Annotated in this window: 18 protein-coding genes; 3 read left to right on the top strand and 15 right to left on the bottom strand. The window is 66.0% G+C overall.

What is annotated here, in order from left to right; translation table 11 throughout:
- The first annotated feature begins 198 nt into the window (after window positions 1–198).
- Window positions 199–1,092 (top strand): methyltransferase domain-containing protein, encoded by an 894-nt coding sequence (locus ASF20_RS05800; protein WP_056271923.1) that lies wholly within the window; start codon window positions 199–201, stop codon window positions 1,090–1,092.
- Between the two features lie 306 nt (window positions 1,093–1,398).
- Here ASF20_RS05800 and ASF20_RS05795 read toward each other — a convergent pair whose 3' ends face one another.
- The 15 genes from ASF20_RS05795 to exbB form a co-directional block, all read right to left on the bottom strand.
- Window positions 1,399–2,385 (bottom strand): DUF4880 domain-containing protein, encoded by a 987-nt coding sequence (locus ASF20_RS05795; RefSeq protein ID WP_056271920.1) that lies wholly within the window; start codon window positions 2,383–2,385, stop codon window positions 1,399–1,401.
- A gap of 4 nt (window positions 2,386–2,389) precedes the next feature.
- The gene (locus tag ASF20_RS05790; protein WP_056271917.1) at window positions 2,390–2,905 is read right to left on the bottom strand and encodes a sigma-70 family RNA polymerase sigma factor; all 516 of its coding nucleotides are present in this window, start codon (window positions 2,903–2,905) and stop codon (window positions 2,390–2,392) included.
- A 1,222-nt stretch (window positions 2,906–4,127) separates the two neighbouring features.
- The gene (locus ASF20_RS05785; RefSeq protein WP_244476336.1) at window positions 4,128–8,123 is read right to left on the bottom strand and encodes a glycosyltransferase; all 3,996 of its coding nucleotides are present in this window, start codon (window positions 8,121–8,123) and stop codon (window positions 4,128–4,130) included.
- A 350-nt stretch (window positions 8,124–8,473) separates the two neighbouring features.
- Window positions 8,474–10,240, bottom strand: coding sequence for an ATP-binding cassette domain-containing protein (locus ASF20_RS05780; RefSeq protein ID WP_156647981.1), 1,767 nt, complete (start codon window positions 10,238–10,240; stop codon window positions 8,474–8,476).
- A complete protein-coding gene (locus ASF20_RS05775; protein ID WP_082501198.1) occupies window positions 10,237–11,961 on the bottom strand; it encodes an ATP-binding cassette domain-containing protein in 1,725 nt (574 codons plus the stop codon). The genes ASF20_RS05780 and ASF20_RS05775 overlap by 4 nt, the downstream gene beginning before the upstream one ends.
- A gap of 183 nt (window positions 11,962–12,144) precedes the next feature.
- Complete coding sequence (locus ASF20_RS05770) at window positions 12,145–14,568, bottom strand: TonB-dependent receptor (RefSeq protein WP_056271900.1); 2,424 nt, start codon at window positions 14,566–14,568, stop codon at window positions 12,145–12,147.
- A 91-nt stretch (window positions 14,569–14,659) separates the two neighbouring features.
- Window positions 14,660–15,736, bottom strand: coding sequence for a PLP-dependent cysteine synthase family protein (locus ASF20_RS05765; RefSeq protein WP_056271929.1), 1,077 nt, complete (start codon window positions 15,734–15,736; stop codon window positions 14,660–14,662).
- Between the two features lie 92 nt (window positions 15,737–15,828).
- Window positions 15,829–16,425: a LysE family translocator gene (locus ASF20_RS05760; protein ID WP_056271898.1), complete on the bottom strand. Its 597-nt coding sequence runs from the start codon at window positions 16,423–16,425 to the stop codon at window positions 15,829–15,831.
- Window positions 16,426–16,568: 143 nt separating this feature from the next.
- Window positions 16,569–17,681 (bottom strand): TlpA disulfide reductase family protein, encoded by a 1,113-nt coding sequence (locus ASF20_RS05755; protein WP_082501197.1) that lies wholly within the window; start codon window positions 17,679–17,681, stop codon window positions 16,569–16,571.
- Between the two features lie 130 nt (window positions 17,682–17,811).
- Window positions 17,812–18,267 (bottom strand): hypothetical protein, encoded by a 456-nt coding sequence (locus ASF20_RS05750; protein ID WP_156394247.1) that lies wholly within the window; start codon window positions 18,265–18,267, stop codon window positions 17,812–17,814.
- Window positions 18,268–18,390: 123 nt separating this feature from the next.
- The gene (locus tag ASF20_RS05745; RefSeq protein ID WP_244476334.1) at window positions 18,391–19,659 is read right to left on the bottom strand and encodes a pitrilysin family protein; all 1,269 of its coding nucleotides are present in this window, start codon (window positions 19,657–19,659) and stop codon (window positions 18,391–18,393) included.
- Window positions 19,660–19,720: 61 nt separating this feature from the next.
- On the bottom strand, window positions 19,721–21,040 hold the full coding sequence (locus tag ASF20_RS05740) for a pitrilysin family protein (RefSeq protein WP_056271895.1): 1,320 nt from the start codon (window positions 21,038–21,040) through the stop codon (window positions 19,721–19,723).
- A gap of 74 nt (window positions 21,041–21,114) precedes the next feature.
- Window positions 21,115–22,005: a TonB family protein gene (locus ASF20_RS05735; protein ID WP_056271892.1), complete on the bottom strand. Its 891-nt coding sequence runs from the start codon at window positions 22,003–22,005 to the stop codon at window positions 21,115–21,117.
- A complete protein-coding gene (gene exbD, locus ASF20_RS05730) occupies window positions 22,002–22,439 on the bottom strand; it encodes a TonB system transport protein ExbD (RefSeq protein ID WP_056271886.1) in 438 nt (145 codons plus the stop codon). Before exbD ends, ASF20_RS05735 begins: the two co-directional genes overlap by 4 nt.
- Window positions 22,440–22,443: 4 nt before the next feature.
- Entirely contained in the window at window positions 22,444–23,430 is a 987-nt protein-coding gene (exbB, locus tag ASF20_RS05725) for a tonB-system energizer ExbB (RefSeq protein WP_082501196.1), read from the bottom strand.
- 320 nt (window positions 23,431–23,750) lie between these two features.
- Here exbB and ASF20_RS23875 point away from each other — a divergent pair, with 320 nt between their 5' ends.
- Both ASF20_RS23875 and ASF20_RS05715 read left to right on the top strand, forming a co-directional pair.
- Window positions 23,751–24,110: a hypothetical protein gene (locus ASF20_RS23875; protein WP_156647980.1), complete on the top strand. Its 360-nt coding sequence runs from the start codon at window positions 23,751–23,753 to the stop codon at window positions 24,108–24,110.
- 171 nt (window positions 24,111–24,281) lie between these two features.
- Window positions 24,282–25,739, top strand: coding sequence for a PAS domain S-box protein (locus tag ASF20_RS05715; protein ID WP_056271926.1), 1,458 nt, complete (start codon window positions 24,282–24,284; stop codon window positions 25,737–25,739).
- Window positions 25,740–26,117 lie beyond the last annotated feature (378 nt).

The raw sequence follows: 26,117 nt of genomic DNA, 5'->3' as shown, positions 1-26,117 counted from the left end.
GCACCATCCGGACTTCGTGCCGCCGGGGCTGTCGGCCCGGTGCCGCCCGGTCGCCCTCGACGGTCCCCTTGTCGAGGCAGAGCGCGCCCGTCTCGATACCGTCTTCGCCCAGACCCTCACCGAGGACTGCGCCTGGGATGTCGGCGTTCATCGTTTCGGTCTGGCGGCTGCCTAGGCCATACTGCAGGGTTTCGACGCATGCATGCAGGCTCGCTGTCCCTCGACGCCTTCCTCAGCCGACGATCCGCCGAACGCCGCCTCGCGCGGCTCACGCACGATGTCGGCCTGCCTGAAGGCCGGGGGCTGGAGTTCGGTGCAGCGTCGAATTCGACGCCCTTGCCGGAAGGTCTGCGCGTCACCTATCTCGACCACGCCGTCGACGCCGCTGCCGTTCACCCCGACGCCGTCCAGGCCGATTATGCCTGGAGCGGCTCGACATCTCTGGCCGAGCGGATCGGGCGGACGGATTACGACTTTGCCATCGCTGTCCATGCCGCCCACCGCGTCCCAAACCTTCTCGGCTGGTTTCGTGGTATCCATGCCGTGCTGCGTCCTGGCGGTGTCCTCAATCTCTCCTTGCCGGACCGCCGCTACACCTCCGACGTAAGCCGGCGGGAGAGCACGATCGCCGAATTGGTCGAAGCGGATCTTCTCGCGTACGAACAGCCGAGCCCACGGCAGATCTTCGCTCACACCTACGAAACGCGCACCGTCGATCCCGCCGCAGTCTGGGAGGGCACGGATGTGTCACAGGCCCGGCGCCTCTTCGCCGAATCGGCCCTGCCTCTCGCGCACGCGCGCGCGGCCGAAGCGCTCGCCTCAAAGCATCATGCGGCATGTCATTGCTGGGTCTTCACCCCCCTGTCGTTCCTCACCGTCATCGAAGAGGCGACCCGCCTCGGTCGATTTCCCTTCGTCTTCAACCAGATCGCCGGGACGGATCCCGGCGGACACGAGTTCTTCGTGTCGATGCGGCGCGATGTGCAGGAAGATCAGCAGGTTCTTCGCCCGATGCAGGAAGGCTCGATCCAATATCTCCGGGCGATCCTGGACCGACAGCGCCGGATCGCCGAGCTCGTCGCCCGTGACTGACGGAGGGGCCCGGCGAACGCGTCCAAGCCCCAAGAGGCAGGCGCGCTCCGGCTCTGAGTTCGCACTGTCGACCCGACTTGCCGGGAGGGCTGTCCCCGAAGCAAAGAATGTGGACGGTTGCTGCGTTCCGACAGATTGGTTCTCGTCGATGGGCAGTCGTCTCTGAGGCACCGGAGCACCTGGACCGGTTCGCCTGTGGCCTTTCGCGGGCTTGGGAAGGCGCCTTTGGAGAAAGCGCGTGGCAGGAACAGTGAGCCACAGGAGTTTCAGGCTTGCCGGCGGTCGATCGGCTGGACCTCCGCGCGGTCAGGCTGTCGGCTCGATCCTGATCCAGAAGCCCGCCCTTCTGACCATGCCGAGGCCGACCGATCGGGCGAGAGTTTCGAGAGCGGCGACTGGGTCGAACAGGTTGAACACGCCAGAGACGCGTTGGTCCACGACAGCCGGATCCAATAAAACGAAGCCCGCGTAATAGGGTCTGATCTGTTCGACGATATGACCGAGCGTCTCGTTGTCGACGACCGCAAGTCCGGTCGTCCAGGACGACTGGGCATCGACATCGACCTTGCTGAGACGGACCTCCGCTCCATCGAGGCTGAGGCGCTCGCTCGCCTTGATCGTCATCCGGCGCCCGGCCCCCGACAGGGTTCCTCCACCGGTCAGGCCCGTGATGCCCACGTGCCCGTCCCGACGATCGAAGACGAACGCGCCGGCCGAAGCGGCAAACCGGACCAGTCCGAGGTCGACGACAAAGGGCCGGGTATCCGCTCGTGCGACGTTCAGCATCATCCGGCCGCGGACAAACTGGAGACCGCGCTCCTCCGGTCCGAGCGCGAGATTGAGCGACGAACGCGGTGCGAGGATCACGTCGCTCCCGTCGGCGAGCTCGAACTGCTCATGCTGGGCCGTGCGCGTGTAATGATCGCTGAGGACGTCCTCCATCGGCACGAAGCGCTGCAGCAGGGCTGCGCCGGCCCCACCGCTGGCACTGAGCCCGACCAAGCCCTTCAGGACCGCCCGACGGTCGCGCCGCAGCGCCGGGTCCTGCATCTGGGCGACCGCACCGCGCGGAAGCCCGGACTGGGCCAACACGTCGAACGGCTGAAGGCCACCCGACATCCGATTCCAAGCCTCGGCATTGCCCGGGCTCGCGCGGCGCCAGCGCTCGAAGTCGCGAAGCTGCCGTTCCGTCATATCGCCGGAGTTCAGCGCAACCATCCACTTGATTGCAGCGCGCCCGGTCTCGCCAATCCGGGGATCGGCAATTTCGTCCCGCGTTCGGGCCTTCGCCATGCCCTCAACTCTCCAACCTGGCGACGTAGACGGCCGAAAACCCTTGCGTCATGTATTTGCTCACGGCACCGAGCGAGACATTCAGGTGCTGGGCGATGTCCTTGTTCGACATACCATCGATCTGGCTCATCAGGAACGCCGTTCGAGCCCGGACCGACAGGTTCGCCAGGACTTCGTCCACCTTCTGCAACGCCTGCAGAATGATGAGGCGCTCCTCCGGCGAGACGTCTACCGCTTCCGGGATGGTGAGGAGAGCCTCTTCGTAGGCGTTCTGGAGTGTCTTTCGACGGCGCGCATCGAAGATGATGCGCTTGGCGATCGTCGTCATCATGGCCCGCGGCTCGCGTACGCTCTCCATATTCGGCAGCGTAAGAAGCGACAGGAACACGTCCGCGACGATGTCCTCCGGAGCGTGCACGGTCCATGTTTGCCGCGACAGCCACGAGCCGAGCCAGGACGAATGCTCCCGGAACAGCGTCTCGATCAGCCTTGAATTCTGTCCAGCCACGACGCTAGCCATTTGAACCCCCGCACGCGTGCTGCCGTGCCTCGCTCACCGAGCGATTCCGGCCATTGCCCACCTCATCGTCTTCCATTTACAAGCTTTTGAGAATTCATCCCCTAGAAATCCTATCCTTACAGTCTTGTTATTTCGATTTATGAGACTTCTACTTCTGTCTATTTGTCCAAACTGTGCTTTTTATATCCGTCAAAGAGAGATTACACACAATCAACCAGCCTCTCTGTCACTACAAAATTTTCCTATAGACTGAAACCTAGACCAGATTAGATATGCATACCGCGTGCCATAGATTGATAAATTTACATCTTGAGCAGATCTGCGCAATCTATCTTTCGGACAAATTGCAACGGACAGCCTGAACGAGGCTCATGGGCGGTTGCAGAGCACGGATCAGAGCCACGGCGTGACGCGGGCGGTCGCAGCGCGGCCCCATCTGGCGCAAACGGTTTGCGATCGGTCCGATCATCCGCGTGCTGGAGGCCCGTAGCCGATGTGAAGCGGGTCGCCGGTCCCAGTCCTTTGCGGCTGCGATGGCATCGCGCTGGACGGCAAGGTCGCGGACGACCCGGGTGCCTCGACGCCGCGTCGGCTTCAAGCCCGATCGTCGACATGCGCCCGCGAGTTCTCCCCCCTGGAAATGGCTTGCGAGCCGGCCGGGGCGGGAGGCGGCAAATCAGGATCGTGACGCTGTGACGGACGCTCGGACCGCCCCCTTCGCGAAGTCACTGTACGAGGTGGATTACAGGCCCCAGGGATCCGCAGTGAGCGGGGCGAGTCGGTGCGCGCCGGGCTCGTATTCACAGCCTTTGCGTCACAGACCGCGGCCCCGACGTCAGCATAGATCGCGGCCTGGAACCGGATAGCCATCGGTGGTCGAGCGAACGGGCTGGACCGCGTTCGTGGGCGGGATCAAGCTGGAGGACCGAACCGCGAGAGCGATGTCCGCACGCGGGAGGCATTCCGTTTGCGGAAGACCGAAGGTCTGTGGTCAGCCGGCGCCATTCTCGGAACGGACCAAGCCGCCCGCCCGCCCGCGCTTCGGGCGGAGCCGATCGATCGGCGCGGAGCCGCTGTCACGAAAGGGTACGCGGGTTCATCGGTCGCGCCCCCATCGTCTCCATGCCCGTCGTCCCGGAGACACCTCCGGCTGCGGATCGACGGGCGACGGGTGGCGGATGTGACGCCGCCGTGAGCCGAAGAAGGCTTCGACCCCGACGAGCTAGTTGGACGTACCGCGTCCGATCGAGGCCGGAAGCAATCTGTCGTAAAGGGCGATCAGGTCCTCGCCCTGATCGGATGCCGTGCGCATTGGTGTCTCCGGAGTCGGTGGGCTCCCCAGGAAACGGTCCGGATCCGCATCGATGCGCACGAGCACGTCCCGCAGACCGGTAGGGGAGCCCACGTCGATCCGGAAGCCGTTGACCCCTTCGACGATTTCCTCGCCGATGGCACCCCGGTCGCTGGCGACCACCCACAGCTTGGACACCTGCGCCTCCCGGGCCACCAATCCGAAACTCTCGGGCCAGAGCGACGGGGCGAGAAGAACGTCCATCTCGGCATAAAGGGCGCCGACCCTGTCCTGAGGCACGTTGCCGATGATCCGCACCGGTGTCGTGCCCCAAATCTCCTCGGTGATCTGGTGGGTCGACAGCGTGTGATCGACCAGGGTGAGAGACAGATTGCTGAAGCGCGAGGCCTTCAGGACGACTTCGATCAGCGTCGCGCCCTTGTGCAGCGTGCGGCCCCCAATGTGACCCAAGCGGACCCGGCCCGTCGCGCTCGGCCGCCGGACGGCTGGTGCGAGCCTCGGAACGCCGTTCGGGATCGCAATCGTCTGTGGGAATCCGGCTTGCCGATAGACGTCGGCGAAGGTCTCGGACACCGCGCAGATCGCCGCCGCCGAATCGAGTGCCCGCTTCAGCCGGCGTCGTCTGGCGATCGACGCCATCGGGTTTTGCGCGGGATTTGAGGCGTCGCGGAGCGGGTCTTGGGAAGAGGACCGGATGGAGCCGTCCAGATCCGTGAGGAACTGGTAGTCGGAGATCCACCAGGCGTCGTGGGCGGTGACGACGTAGGGGATGGCGCGCGCCTGCACCACCTCGACCACCGCGGCCGTGAGGCGTTGCACGCAGTGAAAGTGAACGAGGTCGGGAGCAAATCGCTCGAGCAGATCCTCGAAGGGTGGACACATCTGCGGATTGATCGGGCGCCAATCCATATGCATCTCGCTCGGCCCCGCGATGCGGTAGACGGGCACGCCACGATAGGCGTCGATGCGCGTGCGGTAGGGAACGCCACCGTCGAGGTCCGTGGCCACCACAGCGATCTCGAAACGGTCGGCGGCGTGGTCGAGGAGGTGATCGAGGTTGTCGCGGACGACGCGTGTAGCGCCCCCCAACGTCTGAGGTGGGAAGAAGACGTTCACGATGAGGATGCGCGGTTTCGAGGCATTTCCTGCCCGGGATGCCGTCACCGAGCGGGCCTTTGCGGGGGCGCAGACGCCTGCGGGCCACGGGGATCCGATCACCGCCGGACCGGCCTTGGGAGCCGGCAACGCCGCTTGGGGTTGATGGATCGGCGACGGCAGGAGATGCCGCAGCGTCTCGACCGCGGTGTCCAGACTATGAGAGGCGATCGCCCTGGCGCGGGCCTGCGCGCCGATGCTGCCGCGCTGGTCCGGATCGGTGATCATCAGGCGAAGCGCATGCGACCAGTCCTGGGCGGTCTCGGCGAACAGGACGTCTTCTCCATCGCGGAGAAGGTCTCGATAAGTCCGGGTTGGGCTGACGATCGAAGGGATGCCGCACATGGCGGCTTCAAGCCACTTGATCTCGCTCTTGGCGTCGGCGAAGGGCCCTGGAGCAAGGACCGAGAGATTGATGTCGGCGCCCGAAAGGCATTCCCAATAGGCACTCACGTCGTCCGTGAAGGGAACCTGAACCACGCGATCCGCGAAGGGCCGGAAACGGTCGTCGAGGCGGAGATAGCCCGCGATCACCAGCCGCGTCTGCGGATGCTCCTGCAACGTCTCGATCAGCGCCGGCGCCGCAAGTTCGGTGAAGTCGCGGTTGTGCGCGCGCGTGCCGGACCCGTAGAACAAAGTCAGCGCCGTCTCCGAGAAGGGTGTGTGGGATTGGGCGAGAAACGGCAGGTTGCGCGTATCGAGGCCGTTGCGAAGGACGTGGCAGGTGCGCGAACGGACCAAGGGGCGCATGGCCTCGGCGAGGGCCGGAGTCGATGCGAGACCGACATCACAGGCCTCCAGGGCGTAGCGGAACAGGGGCACATCGTATTGAAGACCGATGTGCTGCGAAACGCTGATCTGGCCCTCGAAGCTGTCCAACGAATCCGGATAGTGGTTCGGATCGAAAACCAGGTCGTCGATCTCATAGATCGTCGGTAGGCCGAGGGCGCGCGCGTAAAGGATCGCATGAAGGATCTCGGGGCGAGCGGCGACGCGGTAGAAGATGACCGCCGCAGCCTTGTCGATCGCCCAGCGGCTCTGGGCAGCGTCGTGATGCGCGAACACCTCGACGCTCCAGCCGCCATGTTCGAGCTGCTGAATCTTTTGCACGACGCGGTAATGCTCGCATTGGGGCAAGTCGCGGTTCGCGACGATCACGATGTGGCCGGTCCTGGGCGCCGGCAGGCGCGCCGGCAATGGGTCGGCCAGACGGATCAGGTCCGCGATCTCGTCGAGGCAGGCCACCAGGCTCTCGTCCGCTTCGCTGCGCCGCCCGGCGGCGTAGAGCTCCCGCGCCCGCGCGCCCGCCAGGTCGAATGCCCCGGTAATGGCGCGGTGCGCCGCTCCGCGCCAATGGGGTGAACCATGCCAGCTCAGTGCCGAACGACGGACACGCGCGACGGCGTCCGGCACACTGCTCGGCTGTCTGAGCAGACCGTCGATCGCGTGGATGTGGCTCCAGACGATCGCATTCTCGGCATCCGCCGCAGCGACGAAGGCGCGCGTCGCTTCGTCCGCGCGGCCGAGCTTGTGAAGGGCGTCTCCACGACGGTGGTGAAGGCGGCCGATTTCCGGAGCGATCCGCAGTGCTCTGCTGTAGGCGCTCTCGGCCGTCGTCGCGTCGCCGCGGTTCAGATGATATTCGGCGATCTGCTCCAGAAGGTGCGCCGAGCAGGACTGTCGCATGGCCTCGACCTCCGGCAAGAGGAAGCCCAGTGTCACGAAATGCTTCAGAGCCTCGAAACGCCCGGCTTTCGGCTGAGCCACCTTTCGAGATAGCATTCGGCGGTAAGTCTTCTCATCGAAGCATTTCGGAAAGCCATCCTCCCCGATCAATTGAACCAGGGCGGCGGCCTCCGTGCCGGGCACGCCCCGCGACACCCCTACGCCGAGCCATTTTCGATACAGGTCGAGATCGCTCTCATTCGCTTCGCGAGAGTCGCGCTGTTCCCGATAGAAGACGGGATCGAATTGCAGGCGCAAGGCGATGGGGGCGAGACGTCCCAAGCCCATCGTCAGAAAGAGGAACAGACCTTCCATACGCGAGGCGGGCTGCCAGGGTAGCCAAGCCTCGTTCAGCAGCGAAAATTCGTGCAGCACGAACCGGCTGATCCAGGGCCCCGGCAACAAGCCGGCACCGATGAGGAGATCTGCGAAGGTCGCGGGTGGGGGAGCAAGACCGGCTGCCTTCGCGCCGATCACGCCAGCCGTCAGCATGCATGCGTAATCTTGCTCGAAGGCAGTCAAGTCCAGGCAGAAGGACCGCCCTTCAGCGCGACCGAAGCGAAGATAGTGCTCCTGGAGTTCCCAATGGTTCGTCAGCCCGACCAGATCGGCATGAAGGGCCTGATAATGCTGGGGAACGAAGTGCGATGGAAGGGGACCGTATTGCCGTTCGAGGGTTGAGATCATCGTGTCAGCATTGGGGAAGCGTCCCTCGCGACGACCATAATCGGCGTAGTGCCGAAGAAGCGCGTCATCCTCAGCCAGGACAGCGAGATCGCTGTAGTATCTGCGGTAGAATTCAAGATCGATCCCGCCGAGGACAGAATCGCGTTTCCCGCGGATCGCCCTATCAGCCCTGCATTCCGATGTGGGCACCGCAGAAGCGTCGTCTTCACGCGAGGCCGCATGACGGGGAACGCGATCGCGCTGACCACGCCTCTTCTGACGCATGAAGCCGCGACCCAATGCGTTGCGGAGAAGCGCGGCAACTGCATTGTCCAAAGTCAACCGATAGGCCTTGCTCATCGCTCGATCCCCGCAAGTCCCGCTCGACACGTCGTCTCGCCTGTTCGCGTCGGGACCCATCCGAGTCTCTGTCTGACGACGCAGGCGAATCCCTATGCAGGTCGACGTCGGCGCTTGGCTGATACGCTGACGCCGCAACCCCACACGCCGGGAACGACGCATCGCGGCGCGACCTCTTTCACCTCGCGGTCGATACCGGCCCTGAATTCCTGCGGTGCCGGCGAGCCTGCGTGAGCCGGCACCGATCCCACCCGCGATCCGCGTCGCGGGCTGGTTATGGCCCTCCCGACACCAGTCGGCGAAGTCTCGGGACCGGGTGCGGACAGCCGATCGGCCGGGGGGCATCGCCCTCAGTGCGGGGCAAGAAGCGTCTCGACGGGCGCGAGGGTCCAGCTCCCTCCGGGCGCGAGGGTCAGCATCAACGCATGGTATTTCAGGATCTCCTCTCGGTGGCCGACGCTGACAAAGCGCGCTCCTGTCTGTGCCAGCACACCGTAGAGATGGGCTTCCGTCGCGCCGTCCACCGCACTCGTCGCCTCGTCGAGGAAGACCAACCGCGGGCGCGCGAGCAGCACCCGGGCGAAGGCTAGGCGCTGCTGCTCGCCGAGCGACAGGATCTGGCCCCAGTCCCTGACCGTCGAAAGACCGTCGTGGTCCGCCGCGAGATCGCCGAGACGCACCGCCCTCAGCGCCTCGAGCAGGACGGCGTCGGAGGTCTCGGCCCCATGGGGATAGAGGAGCTGAGTGCGAAGGTCGGCGTGCGTCACGTAGGGGCGCTGAGGCAGGAAGAGACAATCGGCTGCGGGGGGCATCACCACCCGGCCCGTCCCCCGCGTCCACAGGCCCGCCATGGCGCGCAGCAGCGAACTCTTGCCGACACCGGTCTGGCCGACAATGACGAGGTTCTCCTGCGGTCGCAGCGTCACGCTCAGATCGCGCACCAGCCGCTGCTCGCCCCCGGGCGTCTCAAGGCTTAGGCTGTCAAGGGCGACCGTATCGGGCCGGCGCGCGAACACGATCCCCTGATCCATCGCCCATGTTGTTGCGAGCGCATCGAAGCGCTCGACGATCTGCGCGATGCGGACCGTGTGCGGGGCGATGCCCGAGAGCGGAGCCAGGATGCCGAGCAGGGCCGAGGCCGAGTTGGCCACCGTGAGCGTGACCGCGATGCCCTGCGTCAGCGTGCCGAAATCGATCTCGCCCGCGAACAGGCGGGGCGCAAGGATGAGATAGGGAACACCGACCCAGGCCACCCCGAAGAGGAGAGGGGCCATGTCCGTCACCGCGCGCCGGAACAGCGTGACGATGAGGTCGCGCCGCACCACCGCCCCCACCAGGCCGTGAAGCCGGACCTGCTCGGCCGGCTCCCCGCGGTAGAACGCGATGGCCTCCGCGTTGGCGGCGATCTGGGCGAGACCGTAGCGAAGGTTGCCCGCGGCCATCGCGGCCGCGTAGCGCAGGCGCACCAGTGGCAGATAGCCGAGATAGGTCGCGATCGCCTGGCCGAGGCTGAGGCCGAGGATCACCAGCACCAGCCGGCCATTGATGGTCGTGAGCACGGCACTGCCGGCCGTGAGGGCTCCGGCAAAGCCGAGGACTTGAACCGGGAGACCGAAGAACTGGCGGACGACGATGGCGAGGCTTTCCTGGATGCGCTGGTCCGGATTGTCGAGGTCGCCGCGCTGGGCGATGTCGTAATAGGCGCGCGCTCCGAGGTACCGGTCCGTGACCCAACCCGTCAGCCAGACCCGCCAAGCTTTCGTGATCCAGCCAGCGAGGATCATCGCCAGCCCGGCCAAAAGGATCTCGCCGAGGAAGAGGCTGGCGTAGAGCAGGAATTGCCAACGGAACAGCGCCCCGTCGTGCGCCGTCAACGCGTTCGTCATGTCCTTGAGGACGTAGGAGGCGGCGAGATTGAAGGTCGTGCCGAGGGTCGTCTGGCCGAGGATCGCAGCCATACCGATCCAGTAGGGCCACGCCGCGCGCCGGGTCCAGAACGGCACGAAGAAGCGGGCGATGCGTCGCAGAAGCCGAAGGTCGAGGCGGAGATCCGCTCTGCTCGCAGCGCGCGATACCGACGGATCGAAGCGCGCCGCCGCCGGATCGGCCGCGCTCACGACGCGTAGGCCCACGTCGCGACAGGTGCGTATTCCCACCGGCCGCCGGATCGGAGCGTCAGGACGTGGCTGTGGTGCGCCACGATGCCGAGCCGGTGCCCGACGCTGATGACGCTCGCGCCACTGCGGACGAGTCGGGCGTAGAGCTGTAATTCCGTCTCCGGGTCCACGGCGCTCGTGGCCTCGTCGAGAAACACGAAGCCGGGTCGTCCGACGAGGGCCCGGGCGAAGGCGAGCCGCTGCTGTTCGCCCCCGGACAGGATCTGCGCCCAGTCGCGGACCGCCGAGAGGCCGCCGTGGGTCTCAGCCAGGTCCGGCAGGCGTACCGCCTCCAGGATCGCCAGGAGCTCGGGATCGGACGCGTACGATCCGCGTGGATAGAGCAGTTGTTCCCGGAGGGAGCCGGCCGGGAGATACGGCCGCTGCGGCAGGAACAGCGTCTCCTGAGCCGGCGGCATGAAGAGGCGGCCCTCGCCACGGCTCCACAGGCCGGCCATGGCGCGCAGGAGCGAGCTCTTGCCCACCCCCGTCTCCCCGACGATCACCACGCTTTCCCCCGGCCGGATCACGAGCGACAGGCCGGTCGCGAGACGGCGGGCGCCATCGGGCGTCTCGAGGGTGAGCGCCTCCACCGCCACATGATCGTACCCGCGCCGCAAGGTGATCCCGGGCCGTTCGGCGCGGGCCCGGGCCATGGCGTCGAACCGTTCCTGCAAGGGGGCGAGCCGGGTAACCTGAACGGCAAGCTCCCCGAAGGCCGCCACGATCGCCGAGACCGTATCGATGACTCCGCGCATCATCAGGGTGATGGCCGTGGCCTGAGCCAGGGTTCCGTAGCTCAACGCGCCGCTGGCCACCTGTCCGCTCAAGACCGCATAGGGCAACGCCATCCAGGCGAAGGACGTGGCGGCGTTCACCGTCAGGTACACCAGCGCCCGGAACCGCTCGAAGCGGAAGATCCGGTCCGCGGCTGCGCGCGTACGCGCCATCACCGAGCGCCGCGCCGTCGCCTCGCCCCCATAGAAGGCAATTGCCTCGGCGTGATCGCGGATGTGTACGAGATCGCGGCGCAAGTCGCCCTCGGCCACCTGGACGGCAATCTGCCGCCGCACGTCGAGTGGAATGATGAGGGTGGTGGCGCCGATCTGAGCGAGACCCAGCAGGGGCACCCAGACGAGAAAGCGCTGGTCGAGGGAAACGAACACGACGACCGCCGCACCGAGGCGAGCCGCGACGCTCACCGTCCATTGCAGGATTTGAATCGCGTGCCCGACGAACGGCGCGACGCTGTCGGCAATCCGCTGATCGGGATTGTCGAGATCGCCCTGGAGCCTGACGTCGTAATAGGCGCGTTCGGCCAGATATTGGTCGATCACGTGGCGGCTCAACCAACGGGACCAGGCCGCCTCGACGAAGCCGTCGACGATGAAGCGGATCTGCGGCAAGACGGTCTTGACCGTGAAGACGAACAAGTAAGTTAGGAGCGCAGCCTCGAACGCTGCCTGGTTTCCACTCAGAAGCTCGTCCGTTACAGTCTTGAGCAGCGCGGCGGCGCGCACGACCAGATATGAAAGTAGCATCCCCTGGCTGAGTAACACTGCCACCCCGATCCAAGCCGGCCAAGCCTGCCGCTGGCGCCAGTACGGTACCGTAAGACGGAGAATGCGGTGGGCCAGCGACGCGTCGATGCGGGGCCGATCGTCTGCGGCACAGGCGGTCATGTGTTCCGAATGAAGCTCAAGATGCGATGCGTGCGCCCTTCGAAGGGCACCGAACGCGACGCCCTTCGAAACCGGGATCGAAATCTTCAGGTGCGACCGATCGTTGCCGAGGTTAAGTAGACCTGAACGTCAGCCGTCGGTGCGGAAATCGAAGATTCATCACCTTCTCAGTTTTCAAAAATCTCAGAAAGAGCACTTGGCCGCGAAAAGAAAGTTTCGCCCCTGACCAATACCAATAAAACGACTGTCGTAACTGGGATTGTAATAATATTTATCCGCCAGATTATTCGCTTTGAAACTGAGAGACCACTGATCGATGTCGTATCCGATGAATGCATCAACCGTAACAAAGCCGGGAACCGGATAAACTTTGTTGTTTACATCAAAAACCGTGCTGTCGGAGTTCCCACGCCCGCCTGCGCCGATCGTTAGCCCCGTCAGGCTGCCCTCTTGCCAGGTGTAGGTCGCCCAAATACTGCCAGTGTATTGCGGTATTCCTGCAAAAGGACTCGTATTCTGCGGACTTACGAACTTTACAACCGTCGAAGCAAATGAAGCAATGAGATTCAGGCCCGGATAGAGTTCTCCTTGCATATCGAATTCGACACCCCGGCTCGTCTGCCCAGGCACAAGGACGTATTTACTCGTTATGTCACAGTCATTTGTCGGGCATATCGTTACATTTGTGGCGGCAAGATCGAAATAACTTGCGGTAAGACTCAGTTTCTTGTCGAACATGTAAGCCCGTCCGCCGGCTTCCCATTGATGTCTTTGTTCCGGCGGAAATGGAATGCCAGTCCTGTCGTTGAAGCCCGCAGCTGGGACGATCCCGGTATTCACATTACCGTAGGCGCTGAAATATGGGGTTATGTCGAAGACCGCACCCGAAGACCATGTCATTCCGCCCGACTTAATCGACGAACTCGGCCTTCCCCCACCGGAAGAACTGTTGGTGAAATCATCGTACCGAACGCTACCCGTGATATGCAACCGATTATCCAATGTATCGAATTTGTCGATGACATAGTACCCGAGGGAACTAGCTCCCAACCCTCCCAGTGCCGATTGGGGAATGATCGTCGGCCGGAATAGGTCTTGGATTGGAAGTCCCGTATACGGATTCGTGAAAAAATTCTGAGATGCAGGAGCGGGAACTTGTGAATACGTAATTTGCGTCGAGGAATAATCCAAACCGAATTTCAAGGTTTGGCGCGCAAATCCTGCGTCGTAAGTACTCGTCAAATCGACCTGCTCGAACAATCTTGAAAACTGATAATTGCCCTGAACCTGCGTGGTGCTGTAAGTGCCATTTCGACCTGGGCGGCCGATCCAAGAACCGGTATTCAAGCCATCCGTCGATGTATCGTAACGCAGTCGGTTATGAAGAACGATGTTGGAACCCAGAATATCTCCGAAGTCGTGCGATTGTTCGCTGAAGAGCTGGATCAGCTTTGAGGTGTAACCCAGGTCCGGGTTGATTTTCGGAATGCCTCTCGGGAGCCGCAGGATAGGGTGGAACGGGTCGGCGCCCAGACGCGGAATGAAAGTATATTGGACCGGCTTTCGTGCCTGGTCGGTGTAAGTCAGCCCAGCGAGCAATGACGTTTCGCCGTCCGTCCAGCGGACGCTCGGTGCCAGGAGGTACTCGTGAGGATCTCGGTACCCCGCGTAATTGCTGTCCGCCGCATTCCCGGACGCAACGAAACGGTAGGTCAAACCCTGGGTATCGGCGACGGGCCCGCCGAAGTCGAAAGCGAGCGTCTTGTACCCATAGGAGCCATACCGCACCGTGGCATCGCGGATGACCGTCTCGGTCGGCCGCTTCGTGGTAACGTTCACGCCTCCCCCCTCCAGCGTTGCGCCGGTCAGGATGGCACTGGGTCCTTTCAGGACTTCGATGCGCTCGACGTTGTCGATCGGGGGCTGGCCATAGATCGTCATGCTCCGGTTGAACGACCCGATGCCGTCGACCATCACACCCTGGGTCTGGAAGCCGCGGATCACGAAATTGGCGCGGCCATCGCCGCTGGCGCCCAGCGTGACACCGGAAACGTTCTGGGCCGCATCGGCGGCACTCGTGACGACCTGGGACTGGATCACCTTCTGCGTCACGGTCGTGATCGTGTTCGCCAACTCCTTCGTCGGCGTACCGGAGAGACGCGACGAGGTGCCCGCATCGCCGGCCTGGAAGCCGACATCGCCGAAGCGTGAGCCCCCGCTCGCGTCGGTCACATCGATCGCCGCGATATCGCCGAGCCCCTGCGTGCTGACGCCGGTGTCGCGATCCGCGACGACGGTCACGCCGCCGCCGGAACCTGGCACGATGTGCAGGCCCGTTCCGCCCAGAACGCGCATCAGGGCATCCCGGACGACGACCCGGCCCTTCAGCGCCGCGGCCCGTCGGCCCGCAACGATCTCCGGCGGAAAGGAGATCATGATCCCGCCCTGACGGGAGATCGCGATCAGCGTACGGCCGAGATCCCCCGCGGGGATATCCAGTTCGACCAGCGTATCGAGGCCGGCAGAGGCTGGGCTGGCGCTGGCCATCAAGGCGGCAAATACCGGAGGACCGGCCCGATACGCTGATCGCCTCAGGACACTGAACATCGCGGCTCCTCGAACTCGGGTCACACCCTGTTGTCGGAGCCGACGCCCAAGTTCCCACGGTCGCGCTCGGGGTTATTCCACATCCGAAGGGTTACAGGCCGCTGCCGGAGCCGATACCCTTCGTCAGGGCCAGATCTGGTGAGACGCCGCGTTCGAAGAAGGCTTCCATCGCCGCACGCGGCGGCTCGAGGTCGAGGCTGCGCTCCGCCAACCAGTCCGGATCGAGGTGGGTGCTGCGGTAGCGCTCGCCGGAATCGCACAGCAGCGTGACGACCGAGCCGTGCTCGCCCGCCGCCGCCATGCCGGAAACGATCCGCGCCGCCGCCCACATGTTCGTCCCCGTGGAGGCACCGCAGGAGCGGCCGATCCGTTCGGAGAGGACACGCGCGGCAGCGAGGCTTGCCACGTCCGCCACCGCCTCGCTGCGGTCGATCAGGTCCGGCAGGAAGGACGACTCGCAGCGCGCCCGCCCGATGCCTTCGACGATCGACGCACACCCTGCAAGGGTGCGCACGGACCGGTCGGCGAGGTGCCGGTGGAAGACCGAGGCGTCCGGATCGGCGAGGCAGAGCTGTGTCGCGAGGCGCCGATAGCGGATGAAACGCCCGATGGTGGCGGAGGTGCCGCCGGTGCCGGCGCCCACCACCACCCAGGCCGGGATCGGATGGGCCTCGCACGCCATCTGGGCGAAGATGGACTCGGCGATGTTGTTGTTGCCGCGCCAATCCGTGGCCCGCTCGGCGAAGGTGAACTGGTCCATGTAGTGGCCGCCATGCGCGGCGGCGAGCCGTTCGGCCTCGGCATAGACGGCGCCCGGGTCCTCCACGAAGTGGGAGCGTCCGCCGTAGCGGGCGATCTGGACGACTTTCTCACCGGAGGTGGTGCGCGGCATCACCGCGATGAACGGCAAGCCGATTAGTTGTGCGAAATAGGCCTCACTGACCGCGGTGGACCCGCTCGAGGCCTCGACGATCGTCGTGTCCGGCCCGATGCGACCGCTGCAGAGGGCGTAGAGGAAAAGCGAACGGGCCAGGCGATGCTTCAGACTGCCGGTCGGATGGCTCGACTCGTCTTTGATGTAGAAGCTAATCCCGGGGCAGGCGGGCAGTGGTACGCGAAACAGGTGCGTGTCCGCGGATCGATTGACGTCGGCTTCGATCGTCTCGATGGCGCGCGCGACCCAGGCCCGCGCCCGACAACCGGGGGCGGGAACGGCGCTCGGATCGGGCGCTTCGGGATCCGGACCATCGGCGGCCCGGCTCACGCGAACCGTCCCGTCGCCTGGGCGATACCGACGCCTATGAGGAGCAAACCCGTCGTGCGCCGGATCAGGCGATCCCCCGTCCGGCGCAGCAGGCGTCCGGCGCTGACCCAAATCACGGCTGCGACCAGAGAGAGCGCACAGAACGTGGCCTGCAGGACGGCGAGTTGCAGCATGACGGGCTGAGCGGCGTCGACGAACTGCGGCAGCAGCGCACAGAAGAAGAGGATCCCCTTCGGATTGAAGGCGGTGACCAAGAAGACCCCGGCGAAGGGGCGGCTATTCGGGGGCGTTGGTGCGGTCCAGAACGAGGGCCGGGCGAACAGGGTCGAGAGGCCAAGGCCGATCAGGTAGAGCGCGGCCACGATCTTCAACACCGTGAGGACATCAGAGGACGCCGCGAGCAGGGCCCCCAATCCGAAATTGCAGATGGTCAGCGCGAAAGTGTCGCCGAGAACGGCGCCCGCGATGATGAAGGGGAGTGTGCTGCGGCCGAGCTGGGAGGCGTAGCGGAGGATGATGAGGGCAGTCGGCCCCGGAAGCGCCAGCGTGAGGCAGGATGCAGCCACGAAGGCGAGCCACGTGTGGAGGGTCATGTTCGGAAACCGGAGGAATGGGAGACCGATGCGAAGGACAGCGGCTCGAGGCCACGGCCCCGAGCGTCCCGCCGGGGACGGTCCTCCGCGGCGAGCACGCGACCGACGGGGCAGCGAAGATCCAAGCCCGATCGGAGCGACGATCAGGGGCCGGCGAGGCGGCAGCTATCGCCGTCGCAGACCATCGATGGCAGCGTAGTTGCGATGGAGGGGGCGGGCGTACGGCAGCGCTCTCGGAGAGCCGCGAGGGCTGCCTTCATGTCGTCGTCCGCATTGATCGCGTGTGCAGCCTCCCAGGCGGTCTTGGCGTGGACGGCGGCGTCCTCGTGACGTCCGGCCGTCAGCAACGCCTTCGCGTAGGCCTCCGCGAGACGCCCCAGAAGCCTGGGATTCGGCTCACTCCCGACCAGCGACCAAACCCGGTCGAGGGCCTCGATCGCCAGGGCCGCGACGGGACCGGATGCCGGCTCCTCCAGGGCTTCGCCCTGTTGCGTCAGGCCGAGCCCGATCTTGAAGAGCATATTGACGTCGTCTGCGCCGACCTCGGTGATCAGGTGCCGTCCGTAGGCCAGGGCCGCCTCGCTGCCGGCCGCTAGTTGCTTGAACTTGCCGAAGCCAAACGTCCGCTCCAGCGCGGGCTCGGCGGTAAAGGCCGTGTCGTAGACCCGCAGCATGCCGTCCCGGTCGCCCATGTCGGCGCAGGCACGCACCGCCCGCTCCAAGGCCCAGGCCTCGCGGACCTTGTCCCGCAGCAATTGTGCCCGGTGCGCCTCGGCGGCAGCGGCGAGCTCCCAGCGTCCTTCGACCACCGCAGCGAGCGGCGCATCCAGGTCCATCGGATGTCCGATCCAAGCGATGCGACCCGCGCCATCCACGATGAAGGCCGTCGGCACACCCTGCTGGTAGGCCGCGTCGCACCAGGCGACGCGCATCAGGCTCCGGCCGATCTCGTGATCCAGCCGGCGGTCGATGGCGATCCGGTAGCCGATCCGGTCGTCCCACGTGCGCACAAAGGTCTGCACGACCTCAAGCTCCGCCCACCCGACGGCAATCCCAAGGATCAGCACGGCCGGATGGCGCCCCTGAAGATCCGTCAGATGCGGAATGCTGGCGGCGCAGGGGCCACACCAGGTCGCCCAAAATTCGACGACGTGGACGCGGCCCGGTGCGAAGCCCGTGATCGGTTCGCCTTTCAGAAACGTCTCGATCTCGATGGCCGGAGCGGGATCGCCGATGAGCAGCTCGGATGAGGACATGAGTGACGACCTTCCTGAGGACTGTGTCGCGCGGGACTCGGCCAAGCGGGACTCGGCCAAAATGGCCTGAAATCTGACCCGTCCGCCGACGCGGACCGGGCGATGCGTCCGGTAGAGCGGAGCGGAGCCGTTACTTGCGCGGCAGGCGCCCGGTGGGTTCCGCCGCCGCCAGCGGCGGAACCGATGGGGGAGTCGGCGGGGCCTCGGATGCGACGGTCCGAGGACCGGTCAACGGCAGCAGGACTGCGTTGACTGGGGCGAGGGCCGCGTCGAAGGCATGAAGGCCCTCGGTGATCGGTCCCACGATCCGTCCGACCGGTGCGAAGACGTAGGCGACGAGATCCGGCCCCAGCGCATTGTCCGGCCGCGGCGGCTTCTGCCCCGGCGGATCGAAGCCTCCCGGTGCCGGAGTGGAAGCCGCGGAGGCGGCGAGAAGGCCGGCCCTCGCGGAGCCCTCCCGCCCGGTACCGGGCTGGGCCACACTGGGTGCAGCCGGTGCGGTCGTCCCGGGCGCCAGCGGTTGCGCTTCAGCGGCGAATGGTCCCCCGAGGATCAGCCCAAGGCTCATCATGACGATCGATCTCACGTCCCGTCCCTCCAGATCGGGCAAGGGTGCCGCCCGAATGTGCCCATGAAGAAAAAAAATTGAGCCCGGCGGTCCAATGGCGGGGAACCCCTGGGTTTGCCGGCTCGGGATACGCCGACGCGATCACGGCACCACCGGATCTCCGGCAATCGCCACGAGCAGGCGAGCATCACCGATAAGGCGCGCCGCAGCGCGTCGCGCGTCCTCCGAGGTCACCGCGGCGATGCGCGTGTTCTGGGTGTCGAGCCAGTCCAGCGGGCGCCCGTCGAGCTGCAATCCCAGCAAGAGGGCTGAAATGGCCGATGAACTGTCGAGGCGCAGCTTGGAGGAGCCGATGAGGTAGCCCTTGCTCCGCTCCATCTCGTCGGCCTCGAGGCCCTCGCGAGACAACCGGACAAGCTCCGCCTCGATCACGTCGAGCGCCTCCGCGACGCGATCGTTCCGGGTCGCGGTGCGGCCCACGAGAGTCGAGGCGCCATCCGCCACCTGAAGGGCGGTGCCCATCGCGTAGCAGAGCCCTCGCTTCTTCCGGACCTCCCGAAACAGGCGCGAGGACATGTCCCCGCCCAGGCACTGGTTCACCACGGTGGCAGCAGCGAAGTCCGGGTCCTTGCGGGAGGGGCCGGGCCGTCCGAAGCGAATCGTCGATTGCGGAAGGTCGAGCCGGGTGACGATGCGTTCGCCGAGCCCCTGCAGCGCGATCGCCGGCGTCTGCGCCGGCGCGCCCATCGGGAGTTCGAGGAAGACGCGATCCAGGGCAAGGCAGAGATCGTCCGGCCCGATCGCACCGACGACGGCGACCCGCAGGTTATTGCGGTTCAGCATCCGCGTCTGCACCGCCGCAAGGTCCGCCTGCTCGATCCGCGGCAGGCTGTCGAGATCCCCAGAGGTCGGCTGGCCATAGGGATGCCCGGCGAACCCGCGCGCGGCGAAGGTCTGGCTCACCACCTGATCCGGGCGGCTGAGGCCGGCGCGAACCTCCGCCTCCATCGCGCTTCGAACCCGAATGATGTCGTCCGCGGCCAGGCGTGGGTCACGCAAGGCGAGGCACAGCAGATCGAAGGCCGCTTCGGTCTCGCGGGCGAGCGTCTTGAGTTCGCCGCGCAGGCTGTCGCTCCAGACCGAGAAGGACATCTGGATCGCACGGTCGCCCAGGGCCCGGCGGAACGTGCCCCCGTCCATCGATCCGGCGCCCTCAGTGAGCAGGTTGGCGAGCATTCGTACGGTGCCGGCCCGGCCGCATGGATCGAGCGTGGGACCGCCCCGAAACCCGACCTGCATCGACAGGATCGGCAGCGTATGGTCCTCGAGGAGCCAGGCCTCGATACCGCCGGGGCTGCGCAGACATTGCACGCGGGCGGCGAGGGGCTTGCCGGAGGGGTTCGGCCTCACCGAAGGGTGAGGCTTCCCGGAAGACGTCATGTGAATCGTCATGGAGAGAGATCTTCCCCGGTCAGGCCGCTCGAGACCGAACGAGATGGCCCGATACGCCGCCCCGCCACTCCAGCAGGGCAAGAGCCTGCTGGAGCGCGTCGGCGTCGACCGCCTCGATGCGGGCCTGCCACGTCGCGAGATCGTCGAGCGTGAGGCCACAGCACAGGGCCATGCCGTACCAGTTGGCGAGGCTCACCTGACTGTCACGGGCGTACAGGGCGCTGGCTACGAGTTGCGTCTTGGCGCGCGTGATGGCGGAGGCCTCGAAACCCGAGACCCGCAAAGCATCGAGCAACGCGTCGATCGCACGGTCGAGATCCTCGGGCGTGGTCCCGAACGCGGGTGAACCCTGGATGTAGAAGCGCGACGGACCGCGGAAGAGGGCGGACCAGTAGGAGGCCTCGACGCGGGTCGCACAGGCCTGCGCGACGACGAGTTGCGTGTGGAAGATCGAGGTGCTGCCGCCGCCCAGCAGGAAGGCGAGCACGTCCAGGGCCTCCGCCTGGCCCGGGGCCGCATCGGCGGGCGAGGGGACCTGATGCAGCCGCGTCAGTTGCGGGTCGCCGACGGTGGTCTCGACCAGGGTGATCTGCCGGTGGGCCCGGCTCGGCGGATTCGCCGGGTGCCAGCGCGCGGACGGCGCGCCAGAGGCCGGGATCGCACCGTAGATCTCGGCGGCGAGGTTCCGCACCGCCTCCGGTTCGGCATCGCCGGCCACCACCAGAAGCGCATTCTCGGGCGTGTAGAAGCGCCGGTAATAGGCGAGGGCATCGGCCCGGGTCAGGCCGGCGATCTCGTGACGCCAGCCGATGATGGGACGCCCCGACGGATGGGCCGGGCTCGCGGCGATCGCCACCGCCTCTCCGAGGAGGCCGGCCGGGTTGGCATCCGCGACCATCGAGCGCTCCTCCAGGACGACGCCCCGCTCGGTGGCGACCACGGCGTCTTCGAAGACGAGATTGCGCATGCGATCGGCTTCGTAGGCCATGCAGGTCGCCAGGTACTCGTTGGGGATGCGCTGGTGATAGGCGGTGAAGTCCCAACCCGTGAACGCGTTCTCCTCGCCGCCCAGCGAGGCGAGGATTTCACTGAAGACGCCGGCGGGATACCGCTCGGTGCCCTTGAACATCAGATGTTCGAGGAAATGGGCCAGTCCGGACTTGCCGGGCGGGTCGTCCGTCGAACCGTTGCGGTACCAGATCATGTGGGTGACGATCGGGCTGCGGCGATCCGGGATGACGACGACCTGCATCCCGTTCTCGATCCCGAATGCCGAGACCGCGATGGCCGTGTGCGCCGCCGCCGGGGGGGGCGGAAGGTGGGACGATTTCGGAGGCATGTCTGCTCGTTTCGGGTTTGGAAAGGCGCCCGGCTGGGAAGCGGGATCTTGCGTCCCGTGCCTCGGCCGGAGCGCTACCGGCGGCTGAAGTTCAACGGGATCGTTTGCGTGATCGGTTGGCCGCCCGGGGGCGGCGGGAAGGGGGCCGCCCGGTACATCACGGCCACCGCCTCGGCATCGAGGGCCGCATTGCCGGAAGACGCGATGAGGCGCGCGCCCGTCACGCTGCCGTTGGCCGCGAACGTGACGCTCACCACCGACACCCCGACGGCGCCGGCCGCGGACGGGGGGAAGCGCTTGGCGCGGACGATCCGGGCGCGCATCTCGTTCTGCCAGGTCGCGCGGGACGCCTGGCTGATCGCCGAACCGGCGGCGGCGGCGGCGGTCCGGTTCGCATTCTGCTGGTCCGACTTCGGACCACCGCCGCTCCGGGACGCTGCACTGGGATGAGACTTCTTCTGGACGTGGATTTTCGGGGCTGGCTTCTTGAGACGCCGCGGCTTCTCGGGTGGCTTGGGTTCGAGCGCTTTGGGTTCGGGCGCCTTCACCTTTTTCGGGATCGTCGGGGGAAGAACGGCCTGGGGTGCGACCTGCGGCGGGGGCGGGGGCGCCTCGAGAACCGCCTCGGGATCGGGCGGTGGCGGAGCCTCGTCGAAGGGCTCCGGCTGGGCCTGTTGTGCATCCGGCGCCGCCGGACCGTCCTTGGCGTTGTCCACGTCGGATTTCGCGACGGTGGGCTCAGGCGACATGTCGATCATGATCGCCGCAGGCATCTCCTGCGAAGCGGAAGCCTTCTCGGACCTCTGCGTCAGGGCGAGGTAGAGTCCGACATGGACGGTGAGCATTAGGAGGACGGCCAACGCCCAGCCCAAGAACCGGAGCAGCACGGACGGCTCGGACCTTTCCAACTCCGCGCGACGCTGCTCGGTGGCCTGAAGAAAGGCTTCAGGCGGCGGATGCATCATGGTTGCGCTCCGCCGGACGTCTCCTCGAGACCGACGAGGCCGACCTTGAGATAGCCTGCGCTGCGCAGCAGGTTCATCACCTGCATCAGTTCGCCGTAGGGCACACCCTTGTCGGCCCGCAGGAAGATGCGCTCGTCCTTATTGCCTTTCGTCGCGTCATCAAGGGCCGTGCCGAGATTCGGCCGGGCCACCGCGTCCTCTCCCAGGGTGACGGATAGATCGGATTTGATGCTGACATAGACCGGCTTGTCCGGCCGCGGCTGCTGGGGTGCGGAAGAGGTCGGCAACTCGACCGGGACACTCACGGTCGAGAGCGGCGCCGCGACCATGAAGATGATCATGAGCACCAGGATCACGTCGATGAACGGCGTGATGTTGATCTCGGCGTTCTCGACGAGATCGTCGCCGCCGTTGGATCCGAGGTTGACGGCCATGCGCCTACTCCGCAGCCAGGCGCAACTTGGACGGGCGGCCGTAGGTGACCGCCTCACGCGTGTCGAGGTCGCGCGACAGATGACGCATGACCAGCGCGACGGCGTCGCCGACCAAGGCCCGATAGCCGGTGATCGAGCGCGTCAGCGCGTTGTAGATCACGACGGCGGGGATCGCCGCGACGAGGCCGATGCCGGTGGCAAGCAGCGCTTCGGCGATGCCGGGCGCCACCACCGCGAGAGAGGTGGTGTTCGAGTTGGCGATGCCGATGAAGCTGCCCATGATGCCCCAGACGGTGCCGAACAAGCCGACGAACGGGCCGATCGAACCGATCGTCGCCAGAATTCCGGTTCCGGACGCCATTCGCTTGCCGATCTTGCCTTCGATCCGGGTGAGCGCGATGGCCGCCCGCTCCTTGATGCCCTCGCTCGGCAGCCCCTGCGACAGCACGACCTCGCCCTCGACCTCGATCAGCAGAAGCGCCCCGATGCCGCGGCGAACCTGGTCATTCGCCTCCGACAGGCTGGCGACCGACCGTAGCGCCTTCAGGCTCGACCGGATCTGCCGTTTGGCGAAGGCCAGGCTCAGCGTCTTCACCAGGAGGATGGCCCAAGTCACCACCGACGCCAGGAGAAGCGTCACCATCACCGCCCGCACGACGACGTCCGCACTGAAGAACATCCCTATGGGCGAGAAGTCATGGGCGGCACCGGCCGCCTTGCCGGTGGCCGGAAGCTGCGCGCTCGTCGCGCCGGGTCCCGCCGGCACGCTCGCGGGCGTGGACGCCGGGGGGAGCGCGGGCGCGCCTGGCACGCCCTCGTCCGGCGCGACGTTGGTCGATACGGCGTCTGCCGGTGCCTCGACGTCCTGCGCCGCTGCTGGCGTGGTGATCGCGGCCGCACCTAGCAGGATCAGGACCGTGATCGTCAGGGCAATCCCACGCCGCGGACCGTTCGCCGAACTGGATTCATGAAAGGCCGTCGTCACCGTCATTGGGCTGAACCTTCGTTGCAGTCACCGTAGTGCTTCGAAGGCTCTGTGGGACGAGGCGCGCAATCTGCCACCCTACCCCCGCAATTTCCGGTTTGCCCAGGGTTTCCCGCGAGGGCGCGGACGACCTGTGGGGGCCCCGGCGCAGCGTGTTCCCGAGTGCGGTGTATTCGAGTCCGGCGCGCGTCCTGGACTCGACAAAGAGTTTGTTATCCTTCCCGCGGTCCTCATCGAAGCTGCAGCCTATCAGGTCGAGGACATTTCGGTTCGCAGTCACGACGGGTCCATTGGACCGGAAACGAACGACCGCCTGCGAGCGGTGAATGGCGGCGATCTGGCTGGCATCATCGCCGTTGGGCAACCGTTCCTGCGCATCCACCCATGACGATCGCCCGGCGCGACGTCTCATCCGCGACGCGGAGACCACAGTGCATGCCAATCTGCGTCGGGCGCTCTGTGTCCTCGCGGAACGCCATCTCCGGGACCTGCAAGCCCGGGGCATCGACCCTCGGGCGATCGTCGAGGGATATGGAACCCAGCGGCGCGTCCAGGTCGAGCGCGACCGCGAGGATGTCCGGCGTGGACTGCGCCATGAACCTGAGGCGGGCGCGCCACGGTCGGGTTGCAGCATCGCGCCGGTCATCGGCGATGTCGTTCGCCGCAGCATCGCGGGCCCTTTTTGACCCCCGTTGCGGTCAGCCTTCGGACGTCGATTGCGGTCACCCTGGCTAAGGATGATCGTTCACGTTCACGTCAATGATCCGAATATACCAGATATTCGCCAGGCTTCATCGGAACTCGCCGTCACGGAGGCCGGTTACGGCGGGACTTGATTTGAGCGGATGGGAGTCCCGGTGACACTCGGCGTCGACAGGCATGAACTCCAGCAGATCGTGGCCGGACTGAGCGAGGGCGTGATCCTGGTCGAGCCCGACCAGACCATCGCCTACGCCAATGCGGCGGCGCTGGCCATGCATGGGGCCGAGAGCCTGGAGGAACTCGGCGGAACGGTGGATGCCTACCGCGAGCGCTTCGCCCTGCGCTACCGCAACAACCATGCCCTCAACCAGTATCCGATGGAGCGCGTCGTCTCGGGCGAGCGTTTCCACGACGTCATCGTCGAGGTCACGCGCACCGACCGACCCGATGCCGACTTCGTCCACTCGCTGCGCAGCCTGGTTGCGACCGACCGCGAGGGCCAGCCGAGCTGCCTCGCCCTTATCCTCAAGGACGTCTCCGACCAGTTCGAGGCCGAGGCGCGCTTCGAGGCGACCTTCAACGCCAACCCCGCGCCCGCCGTGATCTGCCGGCTCGCGGACCTGCGCTTCGTCAAGGTCAACCTCGGCTTCCTGGAGATGACCGGCTTCACCCGCGAGGCCGTCATCGGCCGCAGCGTCTACGAGGTCGACGTCCTGGCCAATGCCCGCAACCGGGACCTGGCGATCGATCGTCTCAACAGCGGCGGCACCATCCCGCAGATGGAAGCTTGCCTCGACCTGCCCGACGGCGGCACCCGCTTCGTCATCGTGGCCGGGCAACCGATGGAACTCGGCGACGAGCGCTGCATGCTCTTCACCTTCGCCGACCTCGAACTGCGGCGCAAGGCCGAGACCGCCCTGCGCCAGAGCGAGGAGCGCTTCGCCAAGGCGTTCCGCCTCACCCCCGTGCCAACCCTGCTGGCCCGCGCCGAAGGTCTGGCGATCACCGGCGTGAACGAGGCCTTCAGCCGCGTCTTCGGCTTCGGTTCTGAGACGGTCACCGGCCGCACGCCGGCCGATCTCGACCTTTGGGTCTCAGAGCCGCAGCGCGACCGTTTCGAGACGGCCCTGGCGCGCACCGGCTGCGTGATGGGACTGGAGGTCTGCCTGCGTCATGAGGACGGGAGTAACCTCGATTGCCTGGTCTCGGCCGAGCGGGTCGAGATCGGCGCGGAGGCCTTCGTCCTCCTGGTGCTGCAGGACATCACTGAGCGCAAGCGGAGCGAGCGTGAGCTGTTCGAGGCGATCGAGGCGGTGATGGCCGACACCTCTTGGTTCAGCCGCGGACTGATCGAGAAGCTGGCCCACCTGCGCCAGCCCGGCGCGGGCCATCAGGATGCGGTCTCGCCCAACATGACGGTGCGCGAGCGCCAGATCCTGGACCTGATCTGCGCCGGGCTCTCGGACGAGGTCATCGCCAAACGACTGAACCTGTCCAAGAACACCGTGCGCAACCACGCGGCGGCCCTCTACCGGAAGCTCGACGTGCACAAGCGTTCCGAGGCCATCGTCTGGGGCCGCAACAATGGCTTCCCGACAGCGTCGTCCGGGTAAAAAAACCTGGATTACCGGTACATTTTCACTATTGAAGCGGCGGTCCAAGGGGCCATCTCACGAACCAGGGACGACGGGCCGAGGGTTCCACCGCCGAACTTCACCGTCCGCCGGATCGGTGCCCATCCAGCAGGGAGCTTCGACATGACCGCTCCCAGATCGCGAGCCTACACTCTGCCGGAGCCCGACGCCCACCGGCGCTGAGTCAGGGCGACCGGCGGCGAACGGATCGGCGAACGGCAGATCGGGACGGGGAACCCTACCCGGACCGACACCAGGCCGGGATCGGCCCGGCGTCAGCCTCCGCGAGATCGGAGACGGCGTTCTTCGCCGCTCTCACCGGCAACACACCCACAACTCCGCGCCACGAAGCGCGCG

Source organism: Methylobacterium sp. Leaf88 (assembly GCF_001422795.1).
In the GTDB taxonomy this organism is placed as follows: Bacteria; Pseudomonadota; Alphaproteobacteria; order Rhizobiales; family Beijerinckiaceae; genus Methylobacterium.
The sequence above is the reverse complement of the archived record's forward strand: the minus strand, read 5'-3'. Positions and strand labels throughout refer to the sequence as shown.